At 55.0% G+C, this 17,717-nt stretch carries 26 protein-coding genes; 25 read left to right on the forward strand and 1 reads right to left on the reverse strand.

The genetic code is table 11. The annotated features are described in order from the left end of the window. The first annotated feature begins 1 nt into the window (after nucleotide 1). The 23 genes from rpsC (at nucleotide 2) to bfr (ending at nucleotide 12,525) form a co-directional block, all read left to right on the forward strand. On the forward strand, nucleotides 2-688 hold the full coding sequence (rpsC, locus tag V6L81_RS05730) for a 30S ribosomal protein S3 (RefSeq protein ID WP_003176422.1): 687 nt from the start codon (nucleotides 2-4) through the stop codon (nucleotides 686-688). A gap of 12 nt (nucleotides 689-700) precedes the next feature. Continuing rightward, nucleotides 701-1,114, forward strand: a complete 414-nt coding sequence (gene rplP, locus V6L81_RS05735) for a 50S ribosomal protein L16 (protein ID WP_016779178.1) — start codon at nucleotides 701-703, stop codon at nucleotides 1,112-1,114. Continuing rightward, on the forward strand, nucleotides 1,114-1,305 hold the full coding sequence (gene rpmC, locus V6L81_RS05740; RefSeq protein WP_003444371.1) for a 50S ribosomal protein L29: 192 nt from the start codon (nucleotides 1,114-1,116) through the stop codon (nucleotides 1,303-1,305). Before rplP ends, rpmC begins: the two co-directional genes overlap by 1 nt. A gap of 2 nt (nucleotides 1,306-1,307) precedes the next feature. Then, nucleotides 1,308-1,574, forward strand: coding sequence for a 30S ribosomal protein S17 (gene rpsQ, locus V6L81_RS05745; protein ID WP_003194644.1), 267 nt, complete (start codon nucleotides 1,308-1,310; stop codon nucleotides 1,572-1,574). Nucleotides 1,575-1,597: 23 nt separating this feature from the next. Beyond that, complete coding sequence (gene rplN, locus V6L81_RS05750) at nucleotides 1,598-1,966, forward strand: 50S ribosomal protein L14 (RefSeq protein WP_002555479.1); 369 nt, start codon at nucleotides 1,598-1,600, stop codon at nucleotides 1,964-1,966. An 11-nt stretch (nucleotides 1,967-1,977) separates the two neighbouring features. Next, nucleotides 1,978-2,292 (forward strand): 50S ribosomal protein L24, encoded by a 315-nt coding sequence (gene rplX, locus V6L81_RS05755; protein WP_016779179.1) that lies wholly within the window; start codon nucleotides 1,978-1,980, stop codon nucleotides 2,290-2,292. A gap of 22 nt (nucleotides 2,293-2,314) precedes the next feature. Then, the gene (gene rplE, locus V6L81_RS05760) at nucleotides 2,315-2,854 is read left to right on the forward strand and encodes a 50S ribosomal protein L5 (RefSeq protein ID WP_003444368.1); all 540 of its coding nucleotides are present in this window, start codon (nucleotides 2,315-2,317) and stop codon (nucleotides 2,852-2,854) included. Nucleotides 2,855-2,867: 13 nt separating this feature from the next. Further along, the gene (gene rpsN, locus V6L81_RS05765) at nucleotides 2,868-3,173 is read left to right on the forward strand and encodes a 30S ribosomal protein S14 (protein WP_003444367.1); all 306 of its coding nucleotides are present in this window, start codon (nucleotides 2,868-2,870) and stop codon (nucleotides 3,171-3,173) included. Between the two features lie 211 nt (nucleotides 3,174-3,384). Beyond that, nucleotides 3,385-3,777: a 30S ribosomal protein S8 gene (rpsH, locus tag V6L81_RS05770; RefSeq protein WP_003444366.1), complete on the forward strand. Its 393-nt coding sequence runs from the start codon at nucleotides 3,385-3,387 to the stop codon at nucleotides 3,775-3,777. Between the two features lie 12 nt (nucleotides 3,778-3,789). Then, nucleotides 3,790-4,323, forward strand: a complete 534-nt coding sequence (gene rplF, locus V6L81_RS05775; protein ID WP_016779180.1) for a 50S ribosomal protein L6 — start codon at nucleotides 3,790-3,792, stop codon at nucleotides 4,321-4,323. Between the two features lie 10 nt (nucleotides 4,324-4,333). Beyond that, the gene (gene rplR, locus V6L81_RS05780; protein WP_016779181.1) at nucleotides 4,334-4,684 is read left to right on the forward strand and encodes a 50S ribosomal protein L18; all 351 of its coding nucleotides are present in this window, start codon (nucleotides 4,334-4,336) and stop codon (nucleotides 4,682-4,684) included. A gap of 3 nt (nucleotides 4,685-4,687) precedes the next feature. Further along, complete coding sequence (rpsE, locus tag V6L81_RS05785; protein ID WP_003186035.1) at nucleotides 4,688-5,188, forward strand: 30S ribosomal protein S5; 501 nt, start codon at nucleotides 4,688-4,690, stop codon at nucleotides 5,186-5,188. Between the two features lie 2 nt (nucleotides 5,189-5,190). Beyond that, nucleotides 5,191-5,367, forward strand: a complete 177-nt coding sequence (gene rpmD, locus V6L81_RS05790; RefSeq protein ID WP_003186033.1) for a 50S ribosomal protein L30 — start codon at nucleotides 5,191-5,193, stop codon at nucleotides 5,365-5,367. 3 nt (nucleotides 5,368-5,370) lie between these two features. Further along, entirely contained in the window at nucleotides 5,371-5,808 is a 438-nt protein-coding gene (rplO, locus tag V6L81_RS05795) for a 50S ribosomal protein L15 (RefSeq protein ID WP_016779182.1), read from the forward strand. Beyond that, nucleotides 5,809-7,137, forward strand: coding sequence for a preprotein translocase subunit SecY (gene secY, locus V6L81_RS05800; protein ID WP_003444361.1), 1,329 nt, complete (start codon nucleotides 5,809-5,811; stop codon nucleotides 7,135-7,137). It abuts the gene before it with no gap. A 32-nt stretch (nucleotides 7,138-7,169) separates the two neighbouring features. Continuing rightward, a complete protein-coding gene (gene rpmJ, locus V6L81_RS05805; RefSeq protein ID WP_002555468.1) occupies nucleotides 7,170-7,286 on the forward strand; it encodes a 50S ribosomal protein L36 in 117 nt (38 codons plus the stop codon). Nucleotides 7,287-7,415: 129 nt separating this feature from the next. Beyond that, nucleotides 7,416-7,772 carry a 30S ribosomal protein S13 gene (gene rpsM / locus V6L81_RS05810; RefSeq protein WP_016779184.1) on the forward strand — a complete coding sequence of 119 codons (357 nt, stop codon included), beginning with the start codon at nucleotides 7,416-7,418 and terminating at the stop codon, nucleotides 7,770-7,772. 30 nt (nucleotides 7,773-7,802) lie between these two features. Next, nucleotides 7,803-8,192 carry a 30S ribosomal protein S11 gene (gene rpsK / locus V6L81_RS05815; protein ID WP_007924177.1) on the forward strand — a complete coding sequence of 130 codons (390 nt, stop codon included), beginning with the start codon at nucleotides 7,803-7,805 and terminating at the stop codon, nucleotides 8,190-8,192. A 17-nt stretch (nucleotides 8,193-8,209) separates the two neighbouring features. Continuing rightward, nucleotides 8,210-8,830 carry a 30S ribosomal protein S4 gene (rpsD, locus tag V6L81_RS05820; protein ID WP_003444359.1) on the forward strand — a complete coding sequence of 207 codons (621 nt, stop codon included), beginning with the start codon at nucleotides 8,210-8,212 and terminating at the stop codon, nucleotides 8,828-8,830. Between the two features lie 22 nt (nucleotides 8,831-8,852). Beyond that, entirely contained in the window at nucleotides 8,853-9,854 is a 1,002-nt protein-coding gene (locus V6L81_RS05825) for a DNA-directed RNA polymerase subunit alpha (protein ID WP_003176403.1), read from the forward strand. A 42-nt stretch (nucleotides 9,855-9,896) separates the two neighbouring features. Next, a complete protein-coding gene (gene rplQ, locus V6L81_RS05830) occupies nucleotides 9,897-10,283 on the forward strand; it encodes a 50S ribosomal protein L17 (RefSeq protein ID WP_016779185.1) in 387 nt (128 codons plus the stop codon). Between the two features lie 173 nt (nucleotides 10,284-10,456). Continuing rightward, nucleotides 10,457-11,905 carry a catalase gene (locus V6L81_RS05835; RefSeq protein WP_095025007.1) on the forward strand — a complete coding sequence of 483 codons (1,449 nt, stop codon included), beginning with the start codon at nucleotides 10,457-10,459 and terminating at the stop codon, nucleotides 11,903-11,905. A 155-nt stretch (nucleotides 11,906-12,060) separates the two neighbouring features. After that, a complete protein-coding gene (gene bfr / locus V6L81_RS05840; protein ID WP_016779187.1) occupies nucleotides 12,061-12,525 on the forward strand; it encodes a bacterioferritin in 465 nt (154 codons plus the stop codon). 181 nt (nucleotides 12,526-12,706) lie between these two features. Here bfr and uvrA read toward each other — a convergent pair whose 3' ends face one another. After that, nucleotides 12,707-15,541, reverse strand: coding sequence for an excinuclease ABC subunit UvrA (gene uvrA / locus V6L81_RS05845; protein ID WP_094999498.1), 2,835 nt, complete (start codon nucleotides 15,539-15,541; stop codon nucleotides 12,707-12,709). 198 nt (nucleotides 15,542-15,739) lie between these two features. On the opposite strand from uvrA, the gene V6L81_RS05850 reads away from it, so the two are divergent. Together V6L81_RS05850 and V6L81_RS05855 are read left to right on the forward strand one after the other, a co-directional pair. Next, nucleotides 15,740-17,131, forward strand: a complete 1,392-nt coding sequence (locus V6L81_RS05850; RefSeq protein ID WP_095019084.1) for an MFS transporter — start codon at nucleotides 15,740-15,742, stop codon at nucleotides 17,129-17,131. 9 nt (nucleotides 17,132-17,140) lie between these two features. Beyond that, the gene (locus V6L81_RS05855; RefSeq protein WP_016779190.1) at nucleotides 17,141-17,665 is read left to right on the forward strand and encodes a single-stranded DNA-binding protein; all 525 of its coding nucleotides are present in this window, start codon (nucleotides 17,141-17,143) and stop codon (nucleotides 17,663-17,665) included. Nucleotides 17,666-17,717: the final 52 nt, after the last annotated feature.

Consider the following 17,717-nt stretch of genomic DNA (forward strand, 5'->3'; position numbering starts at 1 on the left):
GATGGGTCAGAAAGTACATCCCATTGGCATTCGCCTGGGAATCGTCAAGGAGCACACCTCCGTCTGGTACGCAGACGGCCGGACTTATGCGGACTACTTGTTCGCTGATCTGAAGGTGCGTGAATACCTCCAAGACAAACTAAAAAGCGCGTCCGTAAGCCGTATCGATATCCATCGTCCGGCCCAAACTGCACGTATCACCATCCACACCGCTCGTCCAGGTATCGTTATCGGGAAGAAAGGTGAAGATGTTGAGAAACTGCGTCAGGACCTGACCAAGCAAATGGGTGTGCCTGTGCACATCAATATCGAAGAGATCCGCAAGCCGGAACTCGACGGTATGCTGGTTGCGCAGAGCGTAGCTCAGCAGCTGGAGCGTCGTGTAATGTTCCGTCGCGCGATGAAACGCGCTGTACAGAACGCTATGCGCATTGGTGCCAAAGGCATCAAAATCCAAGTGAGCGGTCGTCTCGGCGGTGCTGAAATCGCACGTACTGAATGGTATCGCGAAGGTCGTGTGCCATTGCACACCCTGCGTGCCGACATCGACTATGCCAACTACGAAGCTCACACCACTTACGGTGTGATCGGTGTAAAGGTTTGGATCTTCAAAGGCGAAGTAATTGGTGGTCGCCAAGAAGAACTGAAGCCACAAGCACCAGCGCCTCGTAAAAAAGCTGCTAAGTAAGGGGTACGCCAAATGTTACAACCTAAGCGTACGAAGTTCCGCAAGCAAATGACTGGCCACAACCGTGGCTTGGCATTGCGCGGTAGCAAAGTCAGCTTCGGCGAATACGCGCTGAAGTCTGTTGCTCGTGGTCGTCTCACCGCTCGTCAGATCGAATCAGCGCGTCGTGCACTGACCCGTCACGTTAAGCGTGGCGGCAAGATCTGGATCCGTGTATTCCCGGACAAGCCTATTTCCAAAAAGCCCCTAGAAGTTCGTATGGGTAAAGGTAAGGGTAACGTGGAATATTGGGTTGCCCAGATTCAGCCAGGCAAAGTCCTGTATGAAATCGAGGGTGTTACTGAAGAGCTGGCGCGTGAGGCTTTCGCCCTGGCTGCTGCAAAGCTGCCGCTCGCCACCTCCTTTGTTAAACGGACGGTGATGTGATGAAAGCGAATGAACTTCGTGAAAAATCCGCACAGCAGCTGAACGAGCAACTGCTCGGCTTGCTGCGCGACCAGTTCAATCTGCGTATGCAGAAAGCAACTGGCCAGTTGGGGCAGTCGCATCTGCTCTCGCAAGTTAAGCGTGACATCGCTCGCGTGAAGACTGTGCTCAAACAGCAGGCAGGTAAGTAATCATGGCTGAAGCCGAAAAGACTGTCCGTACGCTGACTGGCCGTGTTGTCAGCGACAAGATGGACAAAACCATCACCGTTCTGATCGAGCGTCGCGTTAAGCACCCGATCTACGGTAAATACGTTAAGCGTTCGACTAAGCTGCACGCGCACGACGAAACCAATCAGTGCCACATCGGCGACAAAGTCACTATTCGTGAAACTCGTCCGATGGCCAAGACCAAGTCTTGGGCACTGGTTGATGTTCTCGAACGCGCTGTGGAAGTCTAAGGACTAGGGGTCGGAGAAATTATATGATTCAGACTCAATCCATGCTCGATGTGGCCGATAACAGCGGCGCACGCCGCGTTATGTGCATCAAGGTGCTGGGTGGCTCCCATCGTCGTTACGCTGGTATCGGTGACATCATCAAAGTTACCGTGAAGGAAGCAATTCCTCGCGGTAAAGTGAAAAAAGGCCAAGTGATGACTGCTGTTGTAGTCCGCACTCGTCACGGCGTACGTCGTGCTGATGGCTCCATTATCCGCTTTGATGGCAACGCTGCTGTTCTTCTGAACAACAAGCAAGAGCCGATCGGCACCCGTATCTTTGGGCCAGTGACCCGTGAACTTCGTACTGAGAAGTTCATGAAGATCGTCTCGCTCGCCCCAGAAGTGCTGTAAGGAGATCCGACATGCAAAAGATTCGTCGTGACGACGAGATCATCGTGATCGCCGGCAAAGACAAAGGTAAGCGCGGTAAGGTGCTTAAGGTTCTCGCTAACAACCGTTTGGTTATTGGCGGTCTGAACCTGGTTAAGCGTCATACCAAGCCTAACCCGATGTCGGGCGTACAAGGCGGTATCGTCGAGAAAGAAGCTCCACTGGACGCTTCTAACGTGGCCATCTTCAACAGCGAAACCAGCAAAGCAGATCGCGTTGGTTTCAAAGTAGAAGAAGGCAAAAAAATTCGTGTCTTCAAGTCGACCCAAAAAGCGGTTGATGCTTGAACACTGCTAGGTAGATGAGACCATGGCACGACTAAAAGAGATTTACCGGAAGGAAATCGCTCCGAAACTTAAGGAAGAACTTAAGCTTTCGAACGTGATGGAAGTTCCGCGCGTTACCAAAATCACCCTGAACATGGGTTTGGGCGAAGCGATCGGTGATAAGAAAATCATCGAGCACGCTGTAGCTGATTTGGAAAAAATCACGGGTCAAAAATGTGTAGTGACCTACGCTCGCAAGTCCATCGCAGGCTTCAAAGTTCGCGAAGGCTGGCCGATCGGCGTTAAGGTTACTCTGCGCCGTGAGCGTATGTACGAATTCCTAGATCGTCTGCTGTCGATCTCCCTGCCTCGGGTACGCGACTTCCGCGGCCTGAATGCCAAGTCCTTCGATGGTCGTGGTAACTACAGCATGGGCGTAAAAGAGCAGATCATCTTCCCGGAAATCGACTACGACAAAATCGATGCTCTCCGCGGTCTGGACATTACCCTGACCACCACTGCTCGGACAGATGATGAAGGTCGCGCCTTGCTGCGTGCTTTCAAATTCCCGTTCCGCAACTGATTGGAGTAGGACCATGGCTAAGATGAGCATGAAAAACCGCGAGCTGAAACGTCAGCTCACGGTTGCCAAGTTCGCCAAGAAGCGTGCAGCACTGAAAGCTATCATCGTGGATCTGAACGCAAGTCCAGAAGCACGTTGGGAAGCTCAAGTTGCTCTGCAGAAGCAGCCACGTGACGCAAGCGCTGCGCGCATGCGTAACCGCTGCCGCCTGACTGGCCGTCCGCATGGTGTTTACCGCAAGTTCGGCCTTGGCCGTAACAAATTGCGTGAAGCAGCAATGCGTGGCGACGTACCAGGTCTGGTTAAAGCCAGCTGGTAAGGCGCACAGGCAAAGTTACCCCTGTCAGGGTTGCAAGATCCTGACAGCCGGTGACCTTGAATATGAATCAAGCCCCTATTGGGGCTTGATTCATTTCTGGCGTGTGTCTAGAATGACCGGCTCGCCTGAGCCCGTGCTTTTTAAGCATTGAGTACTCGGCGACAGTTGTAGCCGCAAGGCTAATTCTTTTTGTATCAGGAGCGTCTAGCCCATGAGTATGCAGGACCCGTTAGCGGACATGCTAACTCGAATCCGTAATGCCCAGATGGCTGAAAAGTCCGTCGTAAGCATGCCATCTTCCACGTTGAAGGTAGCTGTAGCCAAAGTTCTCAAAGACGAAGGTTACATCGCGGATTATCAGATCAGCAGCGAAATCAAGCCACTGCTGTCTATCGAGCTGAAGTACTTCGAAGGCCGTTCGGTTATCGAAGAAGTTAAGCGCGTTAGCCGTCCAGGCCTGCGTCAGTACAAGTCCTCCGAAGATCTGCCGAAAGTTCGTGGCGGTCTGGGTGTGTCTATCGTCTCCACCAGCAAAGGTGTGATGACGGATCGTGCTGCGCGCGCTGCCGGTGTCGGCGGCGAAGTTCTTTGCACTGTGTTCTAAGGGGGGATAAGCATGTCACGCGTCGCTAAGAACCCCGTTAAGCTGCCAGCTGGTGTCGAAGTAAAATTCGCCGGCCAACAGCTTTCGGTGAAGGGTGCCAAGGGTACTCTAGAACTGAACATCCATTCGTCCGTTGAGATTGTTGAAGAAGCTGGTGAGCTGCGTTTCGCTGCTCGCAATGGCGATCAACAAACTCGCGCAATGGCTGGTACCACTCGTGCGTTGGTAAACAACATGGTCCAAGGCGTAAGCCAAGGCTTCGAGCGCAAGCTCCAGCTGGTCGGTGTTGGTTACAAAGCGCAAGCAAAAGGCACAGTGCTGAACCTGGCTCTTGGCTTCTCGCACCCAGTGGATTACGAGTTGCCGGAAGGCATCACCGCTGAGACTCCTAGCCAAACCGATATCCTGATCAAGGGTATTGATAAGCAGCTGGTAGGTCAGGTGGCCGCTGAGATCCGCGGTTTCCGTCCGCCAGAGCCTTATAAAGGCAAGGGTGTACGTTACGCGGACGAAGTCGTCCGTCGTAAAGAAGCCAAGAAGAAGTAGGGCATAGCAAATGACCGACAAAAAAGTTACTCGCCTGCGCCGCGCTCGCAAAGCACGTCTGAAAATGCACGAACTCGAAGTCGTGCGTCTCTGCGTGTTCCGCTCGGCACAGCACATATACGCCCAGGTCATCTCGGCCGACGGCAGCAAAGTCCTGGCAAGCGCCTCGACTTTGGACAAAGAACTGCGTGATGGTGCCACTGGCAACATCGACGCGGCCACAAAGGTTGGCCAGCTGGTCGCTACGCGTGCAAAAGCCGCTGGCGTCTCGCAGGTGGCTTTCGACCGCTCTGGCTTCAAGTACCACGGCCGCGTGAAAGCGCTGGCTGAGGCTGCTCGTGAAGCTGGGCTGGAGTTCTAAGTTATGTCAAATAACGACCAAAAGCGCGACGAAGGCTACATTGAGAAGCTGGTTCAAGTTAACCGCGTAGCCAAAACCGTTAAAGGCGGCCGTATCTTCACTTTCACCGCGTTGACCGTGGTTGGTGATGGTAAAGGGCGCGTTGGCTTCGGCCGTGGCAAGTCACGTGAAGTGCCTGCTGCGATCCAGAAGGCAATGGAAGCTGCTCGCCGCAACATGATTCAAGTGGACCTTAACGGCACCACTCTGCAGTACGCCATGAAATCCGCCCACGGCGCTTCCAAGGTTTACATGCAGCCTGCTTCTGAAGGTACCGGTATCATCGCTGGCGGCGCTATGCGTGCTGTCCTCGAAGTTGCTGGCGTTCAGAACGTACTGGCCAAGTGCTACGGCTCGACTAACCCGGTAAACGTGGTTCACGCCACTTTCAAAGGTTTGAAAGCTATGCAATCTCCTGAATCTATTGCCGCCAAGCGTGGCAAAAGCGTCAAGGAGATCTTCTGATCATGGCTACCGTTAAAGTAACGCTGATCAAAAGCATGACCGGCCGTATCCCTAACCACAAACTGTGCGTTAAGGGTCTGGGTCTGCGTCGCATCGGTCACACTGTAGAAGTACTTGATACTCCCGAGAATCGCGGGATGATCAACAAGGCTTACTACATGCTGCGTGTAGAGGGTTAATCGATGAAACTCAATGATCTGAGTCCAGCGCCGGGTTCCCGTCGCGAAAAGCATCGTCCGGGCCGTGGTATCGGTAGTGGTTTGGGTAAGACTGGTGGCCGTGGTCACAAAGGTCAGACCTCCCGCTCCGGTGGCACCATTGCTCCAGGCTTTGAAGGCGGTCAACAGCCGCTGCATCGCCGTCTGCCTAAGTTCGGTTTCGTATCCCTGAAAGCCATGGATCGCGCAGAAGTGCGTTTGTCCGAGCTGGCTAAAGTGGAAGGCGACATCGTAACTGTGCAGACCCTGAAAGATGCCAACGTGATCAACGTCAACGTACTGCGTGTGAAAATCATGCTGTCCGGTGAAGTGACTCGCGCTGTCACAATCGGCAAGGGAATCGGCGCCACCAAAGGTGCGCGTTCGGCTATCGAAGCAGCTGGCGGCAAGTTCGAGGAATAAATGGCTAAGCAAGGTGCTCTCTCAGCGCTCAGCAAAGGCGGGTTATCCGAGCTCTGGGCTCGACTGCGTTTTCTATTCCTGGCGATTATCGTCTACCGGATAGGCGCACACATCCCAGTTCCAGGTATCAACCCGGACCGGCTGGCGGACCTGTTTCGACAGAATGAGGGGACCATACTTAGCTTGTTCAACATGTTTTCCGGCGGCGCGCTGGAGCGGATGAGTATTTTTGCGCTGGGGATCATGCCGTACATTTCGGCATCGATCATCATGCAGCTTATGTCCGCTGTCAGCCCGCAACTGGAGCAGTTGAAGAAGGAAGGTGAAGCTGGCCGTCGCAAGATTAGCCAGTACACCCGCTACCTCACTGTCGCTCTTGCTCTTGTCCAGGCTATTGGCATGTCCATTGGTCTGGCAGGGCAAGGCGTAGCGTTCACTGGTGACCTGGGCTTCCATTTCGTTGCAGTAACCACGTTTGTGGCGGGTGCAATGTTCATGATGTGGCTGGGTGAGCAGATTACTGAGCGTGGTGTTGGCAACGGTATCTCGATGTTGATTTTTTCGGGTATCGTCGCCGGTCTTCCGAGAGCAATCGGGCAGTCTTTCGAGTCTGCACGTCAGGGCGATATCAATATCTTCGCTCTGGTTGCTATCGGTTTGCTGGCAGTAGCGATTATCGGTTTTGTGGTGTTCATTGAGCGTGGCCAGCGTCGTATTGCTGTTCACTACGCCAAGCGTCAGCAGGGCCGCAAGGTGTTTGCTGCGCAGACTAGCCACCTACCGCTGAAAGTGAATATGGCCGGTGTTATCCCGGCTATTTTTGCGAGCAGCATTTTGCTGTTCCCGGCTTCGCTGGGTGCCTGGTTCGGTCAGTCTGAAGGTATGGGCTGGTTGCAGGACATCTCGCAGTCGATCGCTCCTGGTCAGCCGTTGAATATTCTGCTGTTTAGTGCAGGGATTATTTTCTTCTGCTTCTTCTATACGGCGTTGATGTTCAATCCGAAAGACGTAGCGGAAAACCTGAAGAAGTCCGGTGCCTTTATTCCGGGTATCCGTCCAGGTGAGCAGTCGGCACGCTATATTGATGGCGTTTTGACTCGTTTGACTCTGTTCGGTGCTCTTTATATGACGGCCGTGTGCCTGTTGCCCCAGTTCCTGGTGGTTGCGGCAAACGTTCCGTTCTACCTTGGCGGGACCTCGTTGCTGATCGTTGTTGTGGTTGTTATGGACTTCATGTCCCAAGTACAATCGCACCTCGTTTCGCACCAGTACGAATCCCTGATGAAGAAAGCCAACCTGAAGGGCTACGGCAGCGGCATGCTCCGCTGAAGTACTACCCCGTAAGGTGAGAGGAGTTGGTGATGAAAGTTCGTGCATCGGTGAAAAAGCTGTGCCGTAACTGCAAGATTATTCGCCGCGAAGGTGTTGTTCGGGTAATTTGCAGCGCGGAACCACGTCACAAACAGCGCCAAGGCTGAGTGTGATCTGTTTGAAGCCCAGCAGCTAGTGCGCTGCTGGGTTGATTATTTGTTATTACAGCGATATTATCTCGCGCCCTATTTCTTGGCTTCCGGGGCGTAGGTAGCTGTCAATTGGAGTCCCACTGAATGGCCCGTATTGCAGGCGTTAACATTCCAGATAACAAGCACACTGTTATCTCGCTGACCTACATCTATGGTGTTGGTCGCACTACCTCACAGAAAATCTGTGCGGATGCTGGTGTAAACCCAGCCGCTAAGATCAAGGATCTGAGCGACGAGCAGATTGAGTTGCTGCGTGGCGAAGTGGCGAAGTTCACCACTGAAGGTGACCTGCGTCGTGAAGTCAACATGAAAATCAAACGCTTGATGGACCTGGGCTGCTACCGCGGTCTGCGCCATCGTCGTGGTCTTCCAGTGCGCGGTCAGCGTACCAAGACCAACGCGCGTACTCGCAAAGGTCCGCGTAAGCCGATCCGCAAGTAATCGCACCAGCGAATCGACAGGAATTTAGTCATGGCAAAACCTGCTGCTCGTCCTCGTAAAAAAATTAAAAAGACAGTGGTTGATGGCATCGCCCACATCCACGCGTCTTTCAACAACACCATCGTGACCATCACGGATCGTCAGGGTAACGCGCTTTCTTGGGCTACCTCTGGTGGTTCGGGTTTCCGCGGTTCACGCAAGTCCACCCCGTTCGCTGCTCAAGTAGCTGCTGAACGTGCTGGTCAAGCTGCGCTGGAATATGGCCTGAAAAACCTTGACGTTAACGTCAAGGGCCCAGGTCCAGGTCGTGAGTCCGCTGTCCGTGCTTTGAACGGCTGTGGCTATAAGATCGCCAGCATCACCGACGTGACGCCAATCCCGCACAACGGGTGCCGTCCGCCGAAGAAGCGCCGCGTGTAATCAGGAGACTGTAAAGAATGGCTCGTTACATTGGTCCAAAATGCAAACTGGCACGTCGTGAAGGCACTGATCTCTTCCTGAAGAGTGGTGTGCGCGCTATCGAATCGAAGTGCAATATTGAAGCTGCTCCAGGCATCCACGGCCAACGCCGCGGTCGCCAATCCGACTACGGTACCCAACTGCGTGAAAAGCAGAAGGTCCGTCGTATCTACGGCGTTCTCGAGCGTCAGTTCAGCGGCTACTACAAACAAGCTGCTGGCAAAAAAGGTGCAACCGGTGAAAACCTGCTGCAACTGCTCGAATGCCGCCTGGATAACGTCGTATACCGTATGGGTTTCGGTTCTACTCGTGCCGAATCTCGTCAGTTGGTATCGCACAAGTCGATCAGCGTTAACGGTCAGACCGTAAACGTTCCGTCCTACCAGGTTCGTGCTGGTGACGTGGTCGCTATCCGCGAGAAAGCAAAGAACCAGCTTCGCATTGTCCAAGCTCTCGATCTGTGTGCCCAACGTGGCCGCGTAGAATGGGTAGAAGTAGACACTGAGAAGAAGTCGGGCGTTTTCAAGAACGTTCCTGCTCGCAGTGATCTGTCCGCCGACATCAACGAAAGCCTGATTGTCGAGCTCTACTCCAAGTAAGGGCTAGAAAATAGGTGCATCCATGCAGATTTCGGTAAATGAGTTCCTGACACCTCGCCATATTGATGTGCAAGTTGTCAGTCCAACCCGCGCTAAAATCACTCTCGAGCCTCTCGAGCGTGGTTTTGGCCACACCCTGGGCAACGCGCTGCGCCGCATCCTGTTGTCCTCAATGCCAGGCTGTGCAGTAGTCGAGGCCGAGATTGACGGTGTGCTCCACGAGTACAGCGCCATCGAAGGTGTACAGGAAGACGTAATTGAAATCCTGTTGAACCTTAAAGGTCTGGCTATCAAGCTGCACGGCCGTGACGAAGTTACGCTGACCTTGTCGAAGAAGGGTTCGGGGGTGGTTACCGCTGCCGATATTCAGCTGGATCATGATGTCGAGATCGTTAATCCCGATCACGTAATCGCCAACCTGGCGTCTAACGGCGCCTTGAACATGAAGCTCACCGTAGCTCGTGGTCGTGGTTATGAACCAGCAGACTCGCGTCAGAGCGATGAAGACGAAAGCCGCAGCATTGGTCGCTTGCAGCTGGATTCTTCGTTCAGCCCGGTTCGCCGTATCGCATACGTGGTGGAAAACGCCCGTGTCGAGCAGCGCACCAACCTGGACAAGCTGGTTATTGATCTGGAAACCAACGGTACACTGGATCCTGAAGAGGCCATTCGTCGTGCTGCAACCATCCTGCAACAGCAGTTGGCTGCATTCGTCGACCTCAAAGGTGACAGCGAGCCAGTGGTAATCGAGCAGGAAGACGAGATCGATCCGATCCTGCTTCGTCCTGTTGACGATCTGGAACTGACCGTGCGTTCGGCCAACTGCCTTAAGGCGGAGAACATTTACTACATCGGTGACCTGATTCAGCGCACCGAAGTAGAACTGTTGAAGACTCCGAACCTGGGCAAGAAATCCTTGACTGAAATCAAGGACGTTCTGGCCTCCCGTGGTCTGTCCCTCGGCATGCGCCTCGACAACTGGCCGCCTGCAAGTCTTAAGAAGGACGACAAGGCGACTGCCTGATCGTCGTAATCACCGAACGTTGTGTTTGGTAAGGAATGAACCATGCGTCATCGTAAAAGTGGTCGTCACCTGAGCCGCACTAGCTCGCACCGCAAGGCTATGTTTCAAAACATGGCAGTGTCGTTGTTCGAGCACGAGCTGATCAAAACGACTCTGCCGAAAGCCAAAGAATTGCGTCGCGTTGCTGAGCCGCTGATTACTCTGGCCAAGATTGATTCTGTTGCTAACCGCCGTCTGGCCTTCGACCGTACTCGTTCGAAAGCCATGGTTGGTAAGCTGTTCAACGATCTGGGCAAGCGTTATGCAACTCGTGAGGGTGGCTACCTGCGCATCCTCAAGTGCGGTTTCCGCGCTGGCGACAACGCGCCTATGGCGTACGTCGAGTTGGTTGATCGTCCAGTTGGCGGTGAAGCTGTATCCGCTGAGTAAGACGTCAGTCTCTACAAAGAACCGGGCCTAGTGCCCGGTTTTTTGTGCGCGTTCGATTATGATTATCTATTGATTCTGATCATTTAATGCATTTGCCCATGTGTAATTCATGGTCAATACTCCTCGTCAGCCGATTAGCCGGCAGTACAAAGACTGACTGAGGAAGCAAACATATGAGCCAGACCAAAACGCTTACAACCGCCAGCGGCGCTCCAGTTGCGGATAACCAGAATTCTCGTTCTGCCGGTCCTCGTGGCCCATTGCTGCTTGACGATTTTCATCTGATCGAAAAGCTCGCGCACTTCAACCGTGAAAACATTCCTGAGCGTCGCGTACACGCCAAGGGTTCAGGCGCCCATGGCACTTTCACCCTGACCCGTGACATGGCTCAGTACAGCAGTGCCAAGCTGTTTGACACCATCGGCAAGCAAACCCCCACTTTTCTGCGCTTCTCAACGGTAGGTGGCGAGCGCGGCTCGGCTGATACCGAGCGTGATCCACGTGGCTTTGCCCTCAAGTTCTACACCGAGGAAGGTAACTGGGACATCGTCGGTAATAACACCCCGGTGTTTTTCATCCGTGACCCGCTTAAATTTCCCGACTTTATCCACACCCAAAAACGCCTCCCGCAAAGCAACCTGAAAAGCGCACAGATGATGTGGGACTTCTGGTCGCACTCCCCTGAGTCGCTGCACCAGGTCACCATCCTGTTTTCCGATCGCGGCATTCCAGATGGTTACCGCCATATGCATGGCTTTGGCAGCCACACGTACAGCCTGATCAATGCTGCGGGTGAGCGTCACTGGGTCAAATGGCATTACAAAACCAAGCAGGGCATCAAGAACCTGCCGCCTGCAGAGGCTGCGCGCCTTGCCGGTACCGACCCGGATTACGCACAGCGTGACTTGTTTGCCGCCATCGAACGCGGTGACTTTCCGAAATGGCGCGTATGCATGCAGGTCATGACTGAAGCTCAGGCTGCAGCCCACTATGAGAACCCGTTTGACGTGACCAAGACCTGGTCGCAGAAAGAGTTCCCGCTGATTGAAATCGGTGAGCTGGAGCTGAACCGCAACCCGCTGAACTACTTTGCCGAAGTGGAGCAGGCTGCGTTCGGGCCAAGCAATATGATCCCGGGTGTGGGCCTGTCGCCTGACCGCATGCTGCAAGGCCGTGTGTTCGCGTATGCCGATGCCCATCGCTACCGTGTAGGCACCAACCACCAGCACCTGCCGATCAACTCACCACGGGTACCTGTGCATAACTATCAGCGTGATGGCTCTATGGCCTTCGGCAACAATGGTGGTGCTGCACCGAACTATGAGCCGAACAGCTATGGCGACGCGCCAAAACAAGCACCGCAATATGCTGAGCCGCCATTGGCCCTCAGTGGTGCAGCTGATCGTTACGATCATCGTGTAGACAGCGATTACTACAGCCACGCCGGTGCCCTGTTCCGACTGATGAACGACGAGCAGAAAGCCCTGCTGATCAACAATATTGCAGGGGCTATGGAGGGTGTGACGGGGGATGTCGTCGAGCGTCAGCTGCAGCATTTCTACAATGCTGATCAGGCTTATGGTGATGGTGTTGCCAAGGCGTTGGGTGTACAGCGTAACTAACTCTAAGTGAGAAGCAGAACCGCCCTCAATTGGGCGGTTTTTGCGTTATTTAACCCTGTTTTCTCTGAAAAACAGGGTTTTTATTGCGATTTGGCCGTGACCTCTCAGTCGGCTTGGTTCAAACTACAGCCTTTCAAGCAGGGAGATGTAAGGCAATGCAAGGCCACCCGGATGTAATCGATTATCTCAATACGTTGCTGACCGGCGAGTTGGCTGCGCGTGACCAATATTTCGTCCATTCCCGTATGTACGAGGATTGGGGTTTCACCAAGCTTTACGAGCGTATCAACCACGAGATGGAGGAAGAGGCACAACACGCTGATGCGTTGATGCGCCGGATTCTGATGCTCGAGGGTACGCCGCGCATGCGCCCTGACGACCTGGATGTGGGTACTACGGTGCCTGAGATGTTCGCTGCCGACCTGCGCCTGGAATATAAAGTCCGTGCCGCGCTGTGCAAAGGCATCGCCCTGTGCGAACTGCACAAGGACTACGTGAGCCGTGACATGTTGCGTGTTCAGCTGGCAGACACCGAAGAAGACCACACCTACTGGCTGGAAAAACAGCTGGGCCTGATCAAGTCGATCGGCTTGCAGAACTACCTGCAATCGCAGTTCTGATCCAGGGAAGCTGAGATGCTTTTGGTGGGAGCGTGGCTTGCCCGCGATGCAGGCAACACGGTCTGGCTTGTGTGTCGCGGCGTTACCTTCGCGAGCAAGCCCGCTCCCACAAGAGCTTGATTTGCGCTCAGTAAAAAGCCCCTGCCATCTCACGATGGCAGGGGCTTTTTCGTACCGCGATTTAAGCCTTGTCGCGAATCAACAGTGGCTTCAGGTAGAAGCCCGTGTGTGATTGCTTCATCTCGGCTACTTCTTCCGGTGTACCGGTAGCAATGATCTGCCCGCCCTTGGAACCCCCCTCAGGGCCGAGATCCACCAGCCAGTCAGCGGTCTTGATCACGTCCAGGTTGTGTTCGATCACTACCACGGTGTTGCCATGGTCGCGAAGACGATGCAGCACATCCAGCAACTGCTGGATGTCAGCAAAGTGCAAACCGGTAGTAGGCTCATCGAGGATATACAAGGTCTTGCCTGTATCGCGCTTGGACAGCTCACGGGACAACTTGACCCGTTGCGCCTCACCGCCTGACAGCGTGGTGGCGGATTGTCCTAGCTTGATATAGGACAAGCCTACATCCATCAGCGTTTGCAGCTTACGCGCCAGTGCAGGCACGGCATCGAAGAACACTCGCGCTTCTTCGATGGTCATTTCCAGCACTTCGTGGATGCTCTTGCCCTTGTATTTGATCTCAAGGGTTTCACGGTTGTAACGCTTGCTTTTGCACACATCGCAAGGCACATAGATGTCCGGCAGAAAGTGCATTTCTACCTTGATCAGGCCATCACCCTGACAGGCCTCGCAGCGTCCGCCCTTTACGTTGAAAGAGAAACGCCCCGGGCCGTAACCGCGCGAGCGCGACTCGGGCACACCCGAGAACAACTCGCGGATTGGCGTAAACAACCCGGTGTAGGTCGCAGGGTTGGAGCGCGGCGTACGGCCAATCGGGCTTTGGTCGATATCGACGACCTTGTCCAGATGCTCAAGCCCCTTGATGCTGTCGTGCGCCGCCGCTTCCAGCGTGGTCGCGCCATTCAGTGCCGTGGCGCTGAGCGGGTAGAGTGTGTTGTTGATCAGGGTGGATTTGCCTGACCCCGAGACCCCAGTGACACAGGTCAGCAGGCCAATCGGAATTTCCAGATCAACATTGCGCAAGTTATTGCCGCGAGCACCCTTGAGCGACAGTGTCAGCTTCTTGTTGCGCGGTGTGCGCTTGGCGGGTACGGCAATCTTCACACGCCCCGACAGGTATTTGCCTGTCAGTGAGTCAGGGTGAGCCATCACCTCGGCCGGTGTACCTTCAGCAACAATATGACCGCCATGCACGCCAGCACCAGGGCCGATATCCACCACATAGTCCGCCAGGCGTATGGCGTCTTCGTCGTGCTCCACCACAATCACGGTGTTACCGATATCACGCAGATGCTTGAGGGTGCCCAGCAGGCGATCGTTATCGCGCTGATGCAGGCCGATGGAGGGCTCGTCGAGGATATACAGCACGCCAACCAGGCCTGCACCAATCTGACTGGCCAGACGAATACGCTGGGCTTCACCGCCTGACAGGGTATCGGCACTACGGTCCAGCGACAGATAGTCCAGCCCCACATTCACCAGGAACTGCAGGCGCTCGCGAATTTCCTTAAGGATTTTGTCAGCGATTTCGCCACGGCGTCCGCTCAGGCTCAGCGTGCTGAAGTATTCGGTCGCATCACCGATAGGCATGCTGGTGACCGCGGGCAGGGTTTTTTCGCCGACCCATACATGACGGGCTTCGCGACGCAGTCGGGTACCACGGCAATCCGGGCAGGACTGGGTGCTGAGGAACTTGGCCAGCTCTTCGCGCACGGTGGCCGACTCGGTTTCGCGATAACGGCGTTCCAGGTTTGGCACGATGCCTTCGAACGGGTGCGCACGCTTGACGATATCGCCACGATCATTCAGATAGCGGAAATCCACGTTTTGCGTGCCGCTGCCATACAGGATCACCTTTTGCTTGTCGGCCGGCAGCTCGCTGAACGGCACTTCAAGGCTGAAGTCGTAATGCTTGGCCAATGCCCCGAGCATCTGGAAGTAATAAACGTTGCGCCTGTCCCAACCGCGGATCGCGCCTTCGGCCAGCGTCAGCTCACCATTGACCAGGCGCTTGATATCGAAGAACTGCTTGACCCCCAGACCATCGCAGGTCGGGCATGCACCTGCCGGGTTGTTGAAGGAAAACAGCTTGGGTTCCAGCTCGCTGATCGCATGGCCGCAAATCGGGCAGGCGAAGCGCGCGGAGAAGATTATTTCTTCGCCCGGCTCATCGTCCATCGGCGCAACCAGGGCAATGCCATCAGCCAGTTTCAGCGCTGTCTCGAAAGACTCGGCCAGGCGCTGCTGCAGATCGGCACGCACTTTAAAGCGGTCAACCACCACATCAATGCTGTGCTTTTTCTGTTTGTCGAGCTTGGGCAGTTCGTCCAGCTCGCAAAGCTTGCCGTTGACCCGGGCGCGAACAAAACCCTGGGCGCGCAGTTCTTCAAATACTGAAAGGTGTTCGCCCTTACGCTCGCGGATCACCGGCGCCAGCAGCATCAGCTTGCTGCCTTCGGGCTGGGCCAGTACCAGGTCGACCATTTGGCTGACGGTCTGGGCTTCCAGAGGAATGTCGTGATCCGGGCAGCGCGGGATACCTACGCGGGCATACAGCAGGCGCAGGTAGTCGTAGATTTCGGTGATGGTGCCGACCGTGGAGCGCGGGTTGTGCGAGGTCGATTTTTGCTCGATGGAAATCGCCGGCGACAGACCCTCGATGGTATCGACGTCAGGCTTTTCCATCATCGACAGGAACTGCCGCGCATAGGCTGACAACGACTCGACATAACGGCGCTGGCCTTCGGCATACAGCGTGTCAAACGCGAGGGATGATTTGCCGGAGCCAGACAGTCCGGTGATAACGATCAGTTTGTCCCTTGGCAGGGTCAGGTCGATGTTCTTCAGGTTGTGGGTTCGTGCCCCACGTATCAGGATCTTGTCCACTGCGGCCTCGCTTGGCGGGCATAACGTAAACGAATGAGTATACGGATCTGTGCGAAAGCTGTGCAGGCCCTTGATGGCACACTGTCATTCAAGCAGCCTTTATAACTTTTGCGTGACAAAGCGTCGCGTCTCTCTCGTGTATGTGCTGTTAGACGATGGGACTGATAGAATCGCCGCCGGTTCACATGAGGTTTTTCCATGCACGATCCCCACAGCGAACGCATGAGTAGCGGCGAGACCCGGGCAGCAAGCGGTCTGGCCCTTGTGTTCGCCTTCCGTATGCTGGGCATGTTTATGGTGTTGCCGGTTCTGGCAACCTATGGAATGGACCTTGCCGGTGCAACGCCCGCCCTGATTGGTCTGGCGATTGGCGCTTATGGCCTGACCCAGGCCATTTTCCAGATCCCCTTTGGTGTTATTTCCGATCGTATTGGACGGCGCCCGGTCATTTACCTGGGCTTGATTGTCTTCGCGCTGGGCAGTGTGCTGGCGGCCAATTCCGATTCGATCTGGGGCGTCATTGCGGGACGCATCCTGCAAGGTGCGGGGGCGATTTCTGCAGCGGTCATGGCGCTGTTGTCAGACCTTACCCGTGAACAGCATCGCACCAAGGCCATGGCCATGATCGGCATGACCATCGGCTTGTCATTTGCCGTGGCCATGGTGGTGGGCCCGCTCCTGACTCGCGCTTTCGGGTTGTCCGGGCTGTTTCTGGCGACGGGGGCAATGGCGCTGTGCGGGATCGTGATTGTGATGTTTATGGTGCCGCGTTCCACCGGAACCTTGCAGCATCGTGAGTCCGGAGTGGCGAAGCAGGCCTTGCTGCCGACCTTGCGCCATCCCGACCTGTTGCGCCTGGACCTTGGCATTTTTGTGCTGCACGCCATGTTGATGTCGAGCTTTATCGCACTGCCGCTGGCGCTGGTCGAGAAGGCCGGCCTGCCCAAGGAACAACATTGGTGGGTGTATCTGACGGCCTTGCTGATTTCATTCTTCGCCATGATCCCGTTCATCATCTACGGCGAAAAGAAACGCAAAATGAAACGAGTTTTGCTCGGCGCCGTCGTGACGTTGATGCTCACTGAGCTATTCTTCTGGAAGTTCGGCGACAGTTTACGAACGCTGGTGATTGGCACTGTGGTGTTTTTCACTGCGTTTAACCTGTTGGAGGCTTCATTGCCTTCGCTGATCAGCAAAGTTTCACCCGCAGGCGGCAAGGGCACGGCGATGGGGGTTTACTCCACCAGCCAGTTCCTCGGGTCGGCACTGGGCGGCATACTCGGCGGCTGGCTGTTTCAGCATGGCGGTCTGTCGGTTGTGTTCCTGGGAGGCGCAGGTCTGGCTGCACTCTGGTTGGCCTTTGCTGTTACCATGCGTGAACCACCGTATGTAACAAGCCTGCGCCTGCCGTTATCGCCCGAGGCGTTGCGCGAAGCAGGTCTGGCTGAGCGTCTAAAGGCAGTCAATGGCGTTACAGATGCAGTGATCGTGGCTGAAGAGGCTGCGATTTATATCAAATTGGACACCGAACTATTGGATCGCGCGACACTCGAGCAGTTGGTTAACCCAGCGCCGACGTGCGAAGCCTAGGAGAACGTTATGGCCCGTGGGGTTAACAAAGTTATATTGGTCGGCACATGCGGCCAGGATCCCGAAGTTCGCTACTTGCCTAACGGTAATGCCGTGACCAACCTGAGTCTGGCAACCAGCGAACAATGGACTGACAAGCAAACCGGTCAGAAAGTCGAGAAGACTGAATGGCACCGTGTATCGATGTTCGGCAAAGTGGCCGAAATCGCCGGCGAATACCTGCGCAAGGGTTCGCAGGTGTACATCGAAGGCAAGCTGCAAACCCGTGAGTGGGAAAAAGACGGTATCAAGCGTTACACCACCGAAATCGTGGTCGACATGCAAGGCACCATGCAACTGCTGGGTGGCCGTCCACAGGGCGACCAGCAAAACCAGGGTGGTGGCAACAACTACCAGCAACAACAGTCGGCTCCGCGTCAGCAGGCTCAACGCCCTGCACCGCAGCAACAGCAACAGTCGCGCCCTGCGCCGCAACAGCAGGCCCCGCAGCCAGCTCCGGATTTCGACAGCTTTGATGACGATATTCCGTTCTAGGTCTTGCCTTGGGCTTAACAGCTTCAGCGTTACCTAAAAAGCCCCGAGAGTT

The sequence above is a fragment of the Pseudomonas bubulae genome (assembly GCF_037023725.1).
In the GTDB taxonomy this organism is placed as follows: Bacteria; Pseudomonadota; Gammaproteobacteria; order Pseudomonadales; family Pseudomonadaceae; genus Aquipseudomonas; species Aquipseudomonas bubulae.

What these genes read in the sequence shown, in the direction of transcription:
- rpsC (WP_003176422.1), top strand. Translation starts at nt 2, where the DNA reads ATGGGTCAGAAAGTACATCCCATTGGCATTCGCCTGGGAATCGTCAAG.
- rplP (WP_016779178.1), top strand. Translation starts at nt 701, where the DNA reads ATGTTACAACCTAAGCGTACGAAGTTCCGCAAGCAAATGACTGGCCAC.
- rpmC (WP_003444371.1), top strand. Translation starts at nt 1,114, where the DNA reads ATGAAAGCGAATGAACTTCGTGAAAAATCCGCACAGCAGCTGAACGAG.
- rpsQ (WP_003194644.1), top strand. Translation starts at nt 1,308, where the DNA reads ATGGCTGAAGCCGAAAAGACTGTCCGTACGCTGACTGGCCGTGTTGTC.
- rplN (WP_002555479.1), top strand. Translation starts at nt 1,598, where the DNA reads ATGATTCAGACTCAATCCATGCTCGATGTGGCCGATAACAGCGGCGCA.
- rplX (WP_016779179.1), top strand. Translation starts at nt 1,978, where the DNA reads ATGCAAAAGATTCGTCGTGACGACGAGATCATCGTGATCGCCGGCAAA.
- rplE (WP_003444368.1), top strand. Translation starts at nt 2,315, where the DNA reads ATGGCACGACTAAAAGAGATTTACCGGAAGGAAATCGCTCCGAAACTT.
- rpsN (WP_003444367.1), top strand. Translation starts at nt 2,868, where the DNA reads ATGGCTAAGATGAGCATGAAAAACCGCGAGCTGAAACGTCAGCTCACG.
- rpsH (WP_003444366.1), top strand. Translation starts at nt 3,385, where the DNA reads ATGAGTATGCAGGACCCGTTAGCGGACATGCTAACTCGAATCCGTAAT.
- rplF (WP_016779180.1), top strand. Translation starts at nt 3,790, where the DNA reads ATGTCACGCGTCGCTAAGAACCCCGTTAAGCTGCCAGCTGGTGTCGAA.
- rplR (WP_016779181.1), top strand. Translation starts at nt 4,334, where the DNA reads ATGACCGACAAAAAAGTTACTCGCCTGCGCCGCGCTCGCAAAGCACGT.
- rpsE (WP_003186035.1), top strand. Translation starts at nt 4,688, where the DNA reads ATGTCAAATAACGACCAAAAGCGCGACGAAGGCTACATTGAGAAGCTG.
- rpmD (WP_003186033.1), top strand. Translation starts at nt 5,191, where the DNA reads ATGGCTACCGTTAAAGTAACGCTGATCAAAAGCATGACCGGCCGTATC.
- rplO (WP_016779182.1), top strand. Translation starts at nt 5,371, where the DNA reads ATGAAACTCAATGATCTGAGTCCAGCGCCGGGTTCCCGTCGCGAAAAG.
- secY (WP_003444361.1), top strand. Translation starts at nt 5,809, where the DNA reads ATGGCTAAGCAAGGTGCTCTCTCAGCGCTCAGCAAAGGCGGGTTATCC.
- rpmJ (WP_002555468.1), top strand. Translation starts at nt 7,170, where the DNA reads ATGAAAGTTCGTGCATCGGTGAAAAAGCTGTGCCGTAACTGCAAGATT.
- rpsM (WP_016779184.1), top strand. Translation starts at nt 7,416, where the DNA reads ATGGCCCGTATTGCAGGCGTTAACATTCCAGATAACAAGCACACTGTT.
- rpsK (WP_007924177.1), top strand. Translation starts at nt 7,803, where the DNA reads ATGGCAAAACCTGCTGCTCGTCCTCGTAAAAAAATTAAAAAGACAGTG.
- rpsD (WP_003444359.1), top strand. Translation starts at nt 8,210, where the DNA reads ATGGCTCGTTACATTGGTCCAAAATGCAAACTGGCACGTCGTGAAGGC.
- V6L81_RS05825 (WP_003176403.1), top strand. Translation starts at nt 8,853, where the DNA reads ATGCAGATTTCGGTAAATGAGTTCCTGACACCTCGCCATATTGATGTG.
- rplQ (WP_016779185.1), top strand. Translation starts at nt 9,897, where the DNA reads ATGCGTCATCGTAAAAGTGGTCGTCACCTGAGCCGCACTAGCTCGCAC.
- V6L81_RS05835 (WP_095025007.1), top strand. Translation starts at nt 10,457, where the DNA reads ATGAGCCAGACCAAAACGCTTACAACCGCCAGCGGCGCTCCAGTTGCG.
- bfr (WP_016779187.1), top strand. Translation starts at nt 12,061, where the DNA reads ATGCAAGGCCACCCGGATGTAATCGATTATCTCAATACGTTGCTGACC.
- V6L81_RS05850 (WP_095019084.1), top strand. Translation starts at nt 15,740, where the DNA reads ATGCACGATCCCCACAGCGAACGCATGAGTAGCGGCGAGACCCGGGCA.
- V6L81_RS05855 (WP_016779190.1), top strand. Translation starts at nt 17,141, where the DNA reads ATGGCCCGTGGGGTTAACAAAGTTATATTGGTCGGCACATGCGGCCAG.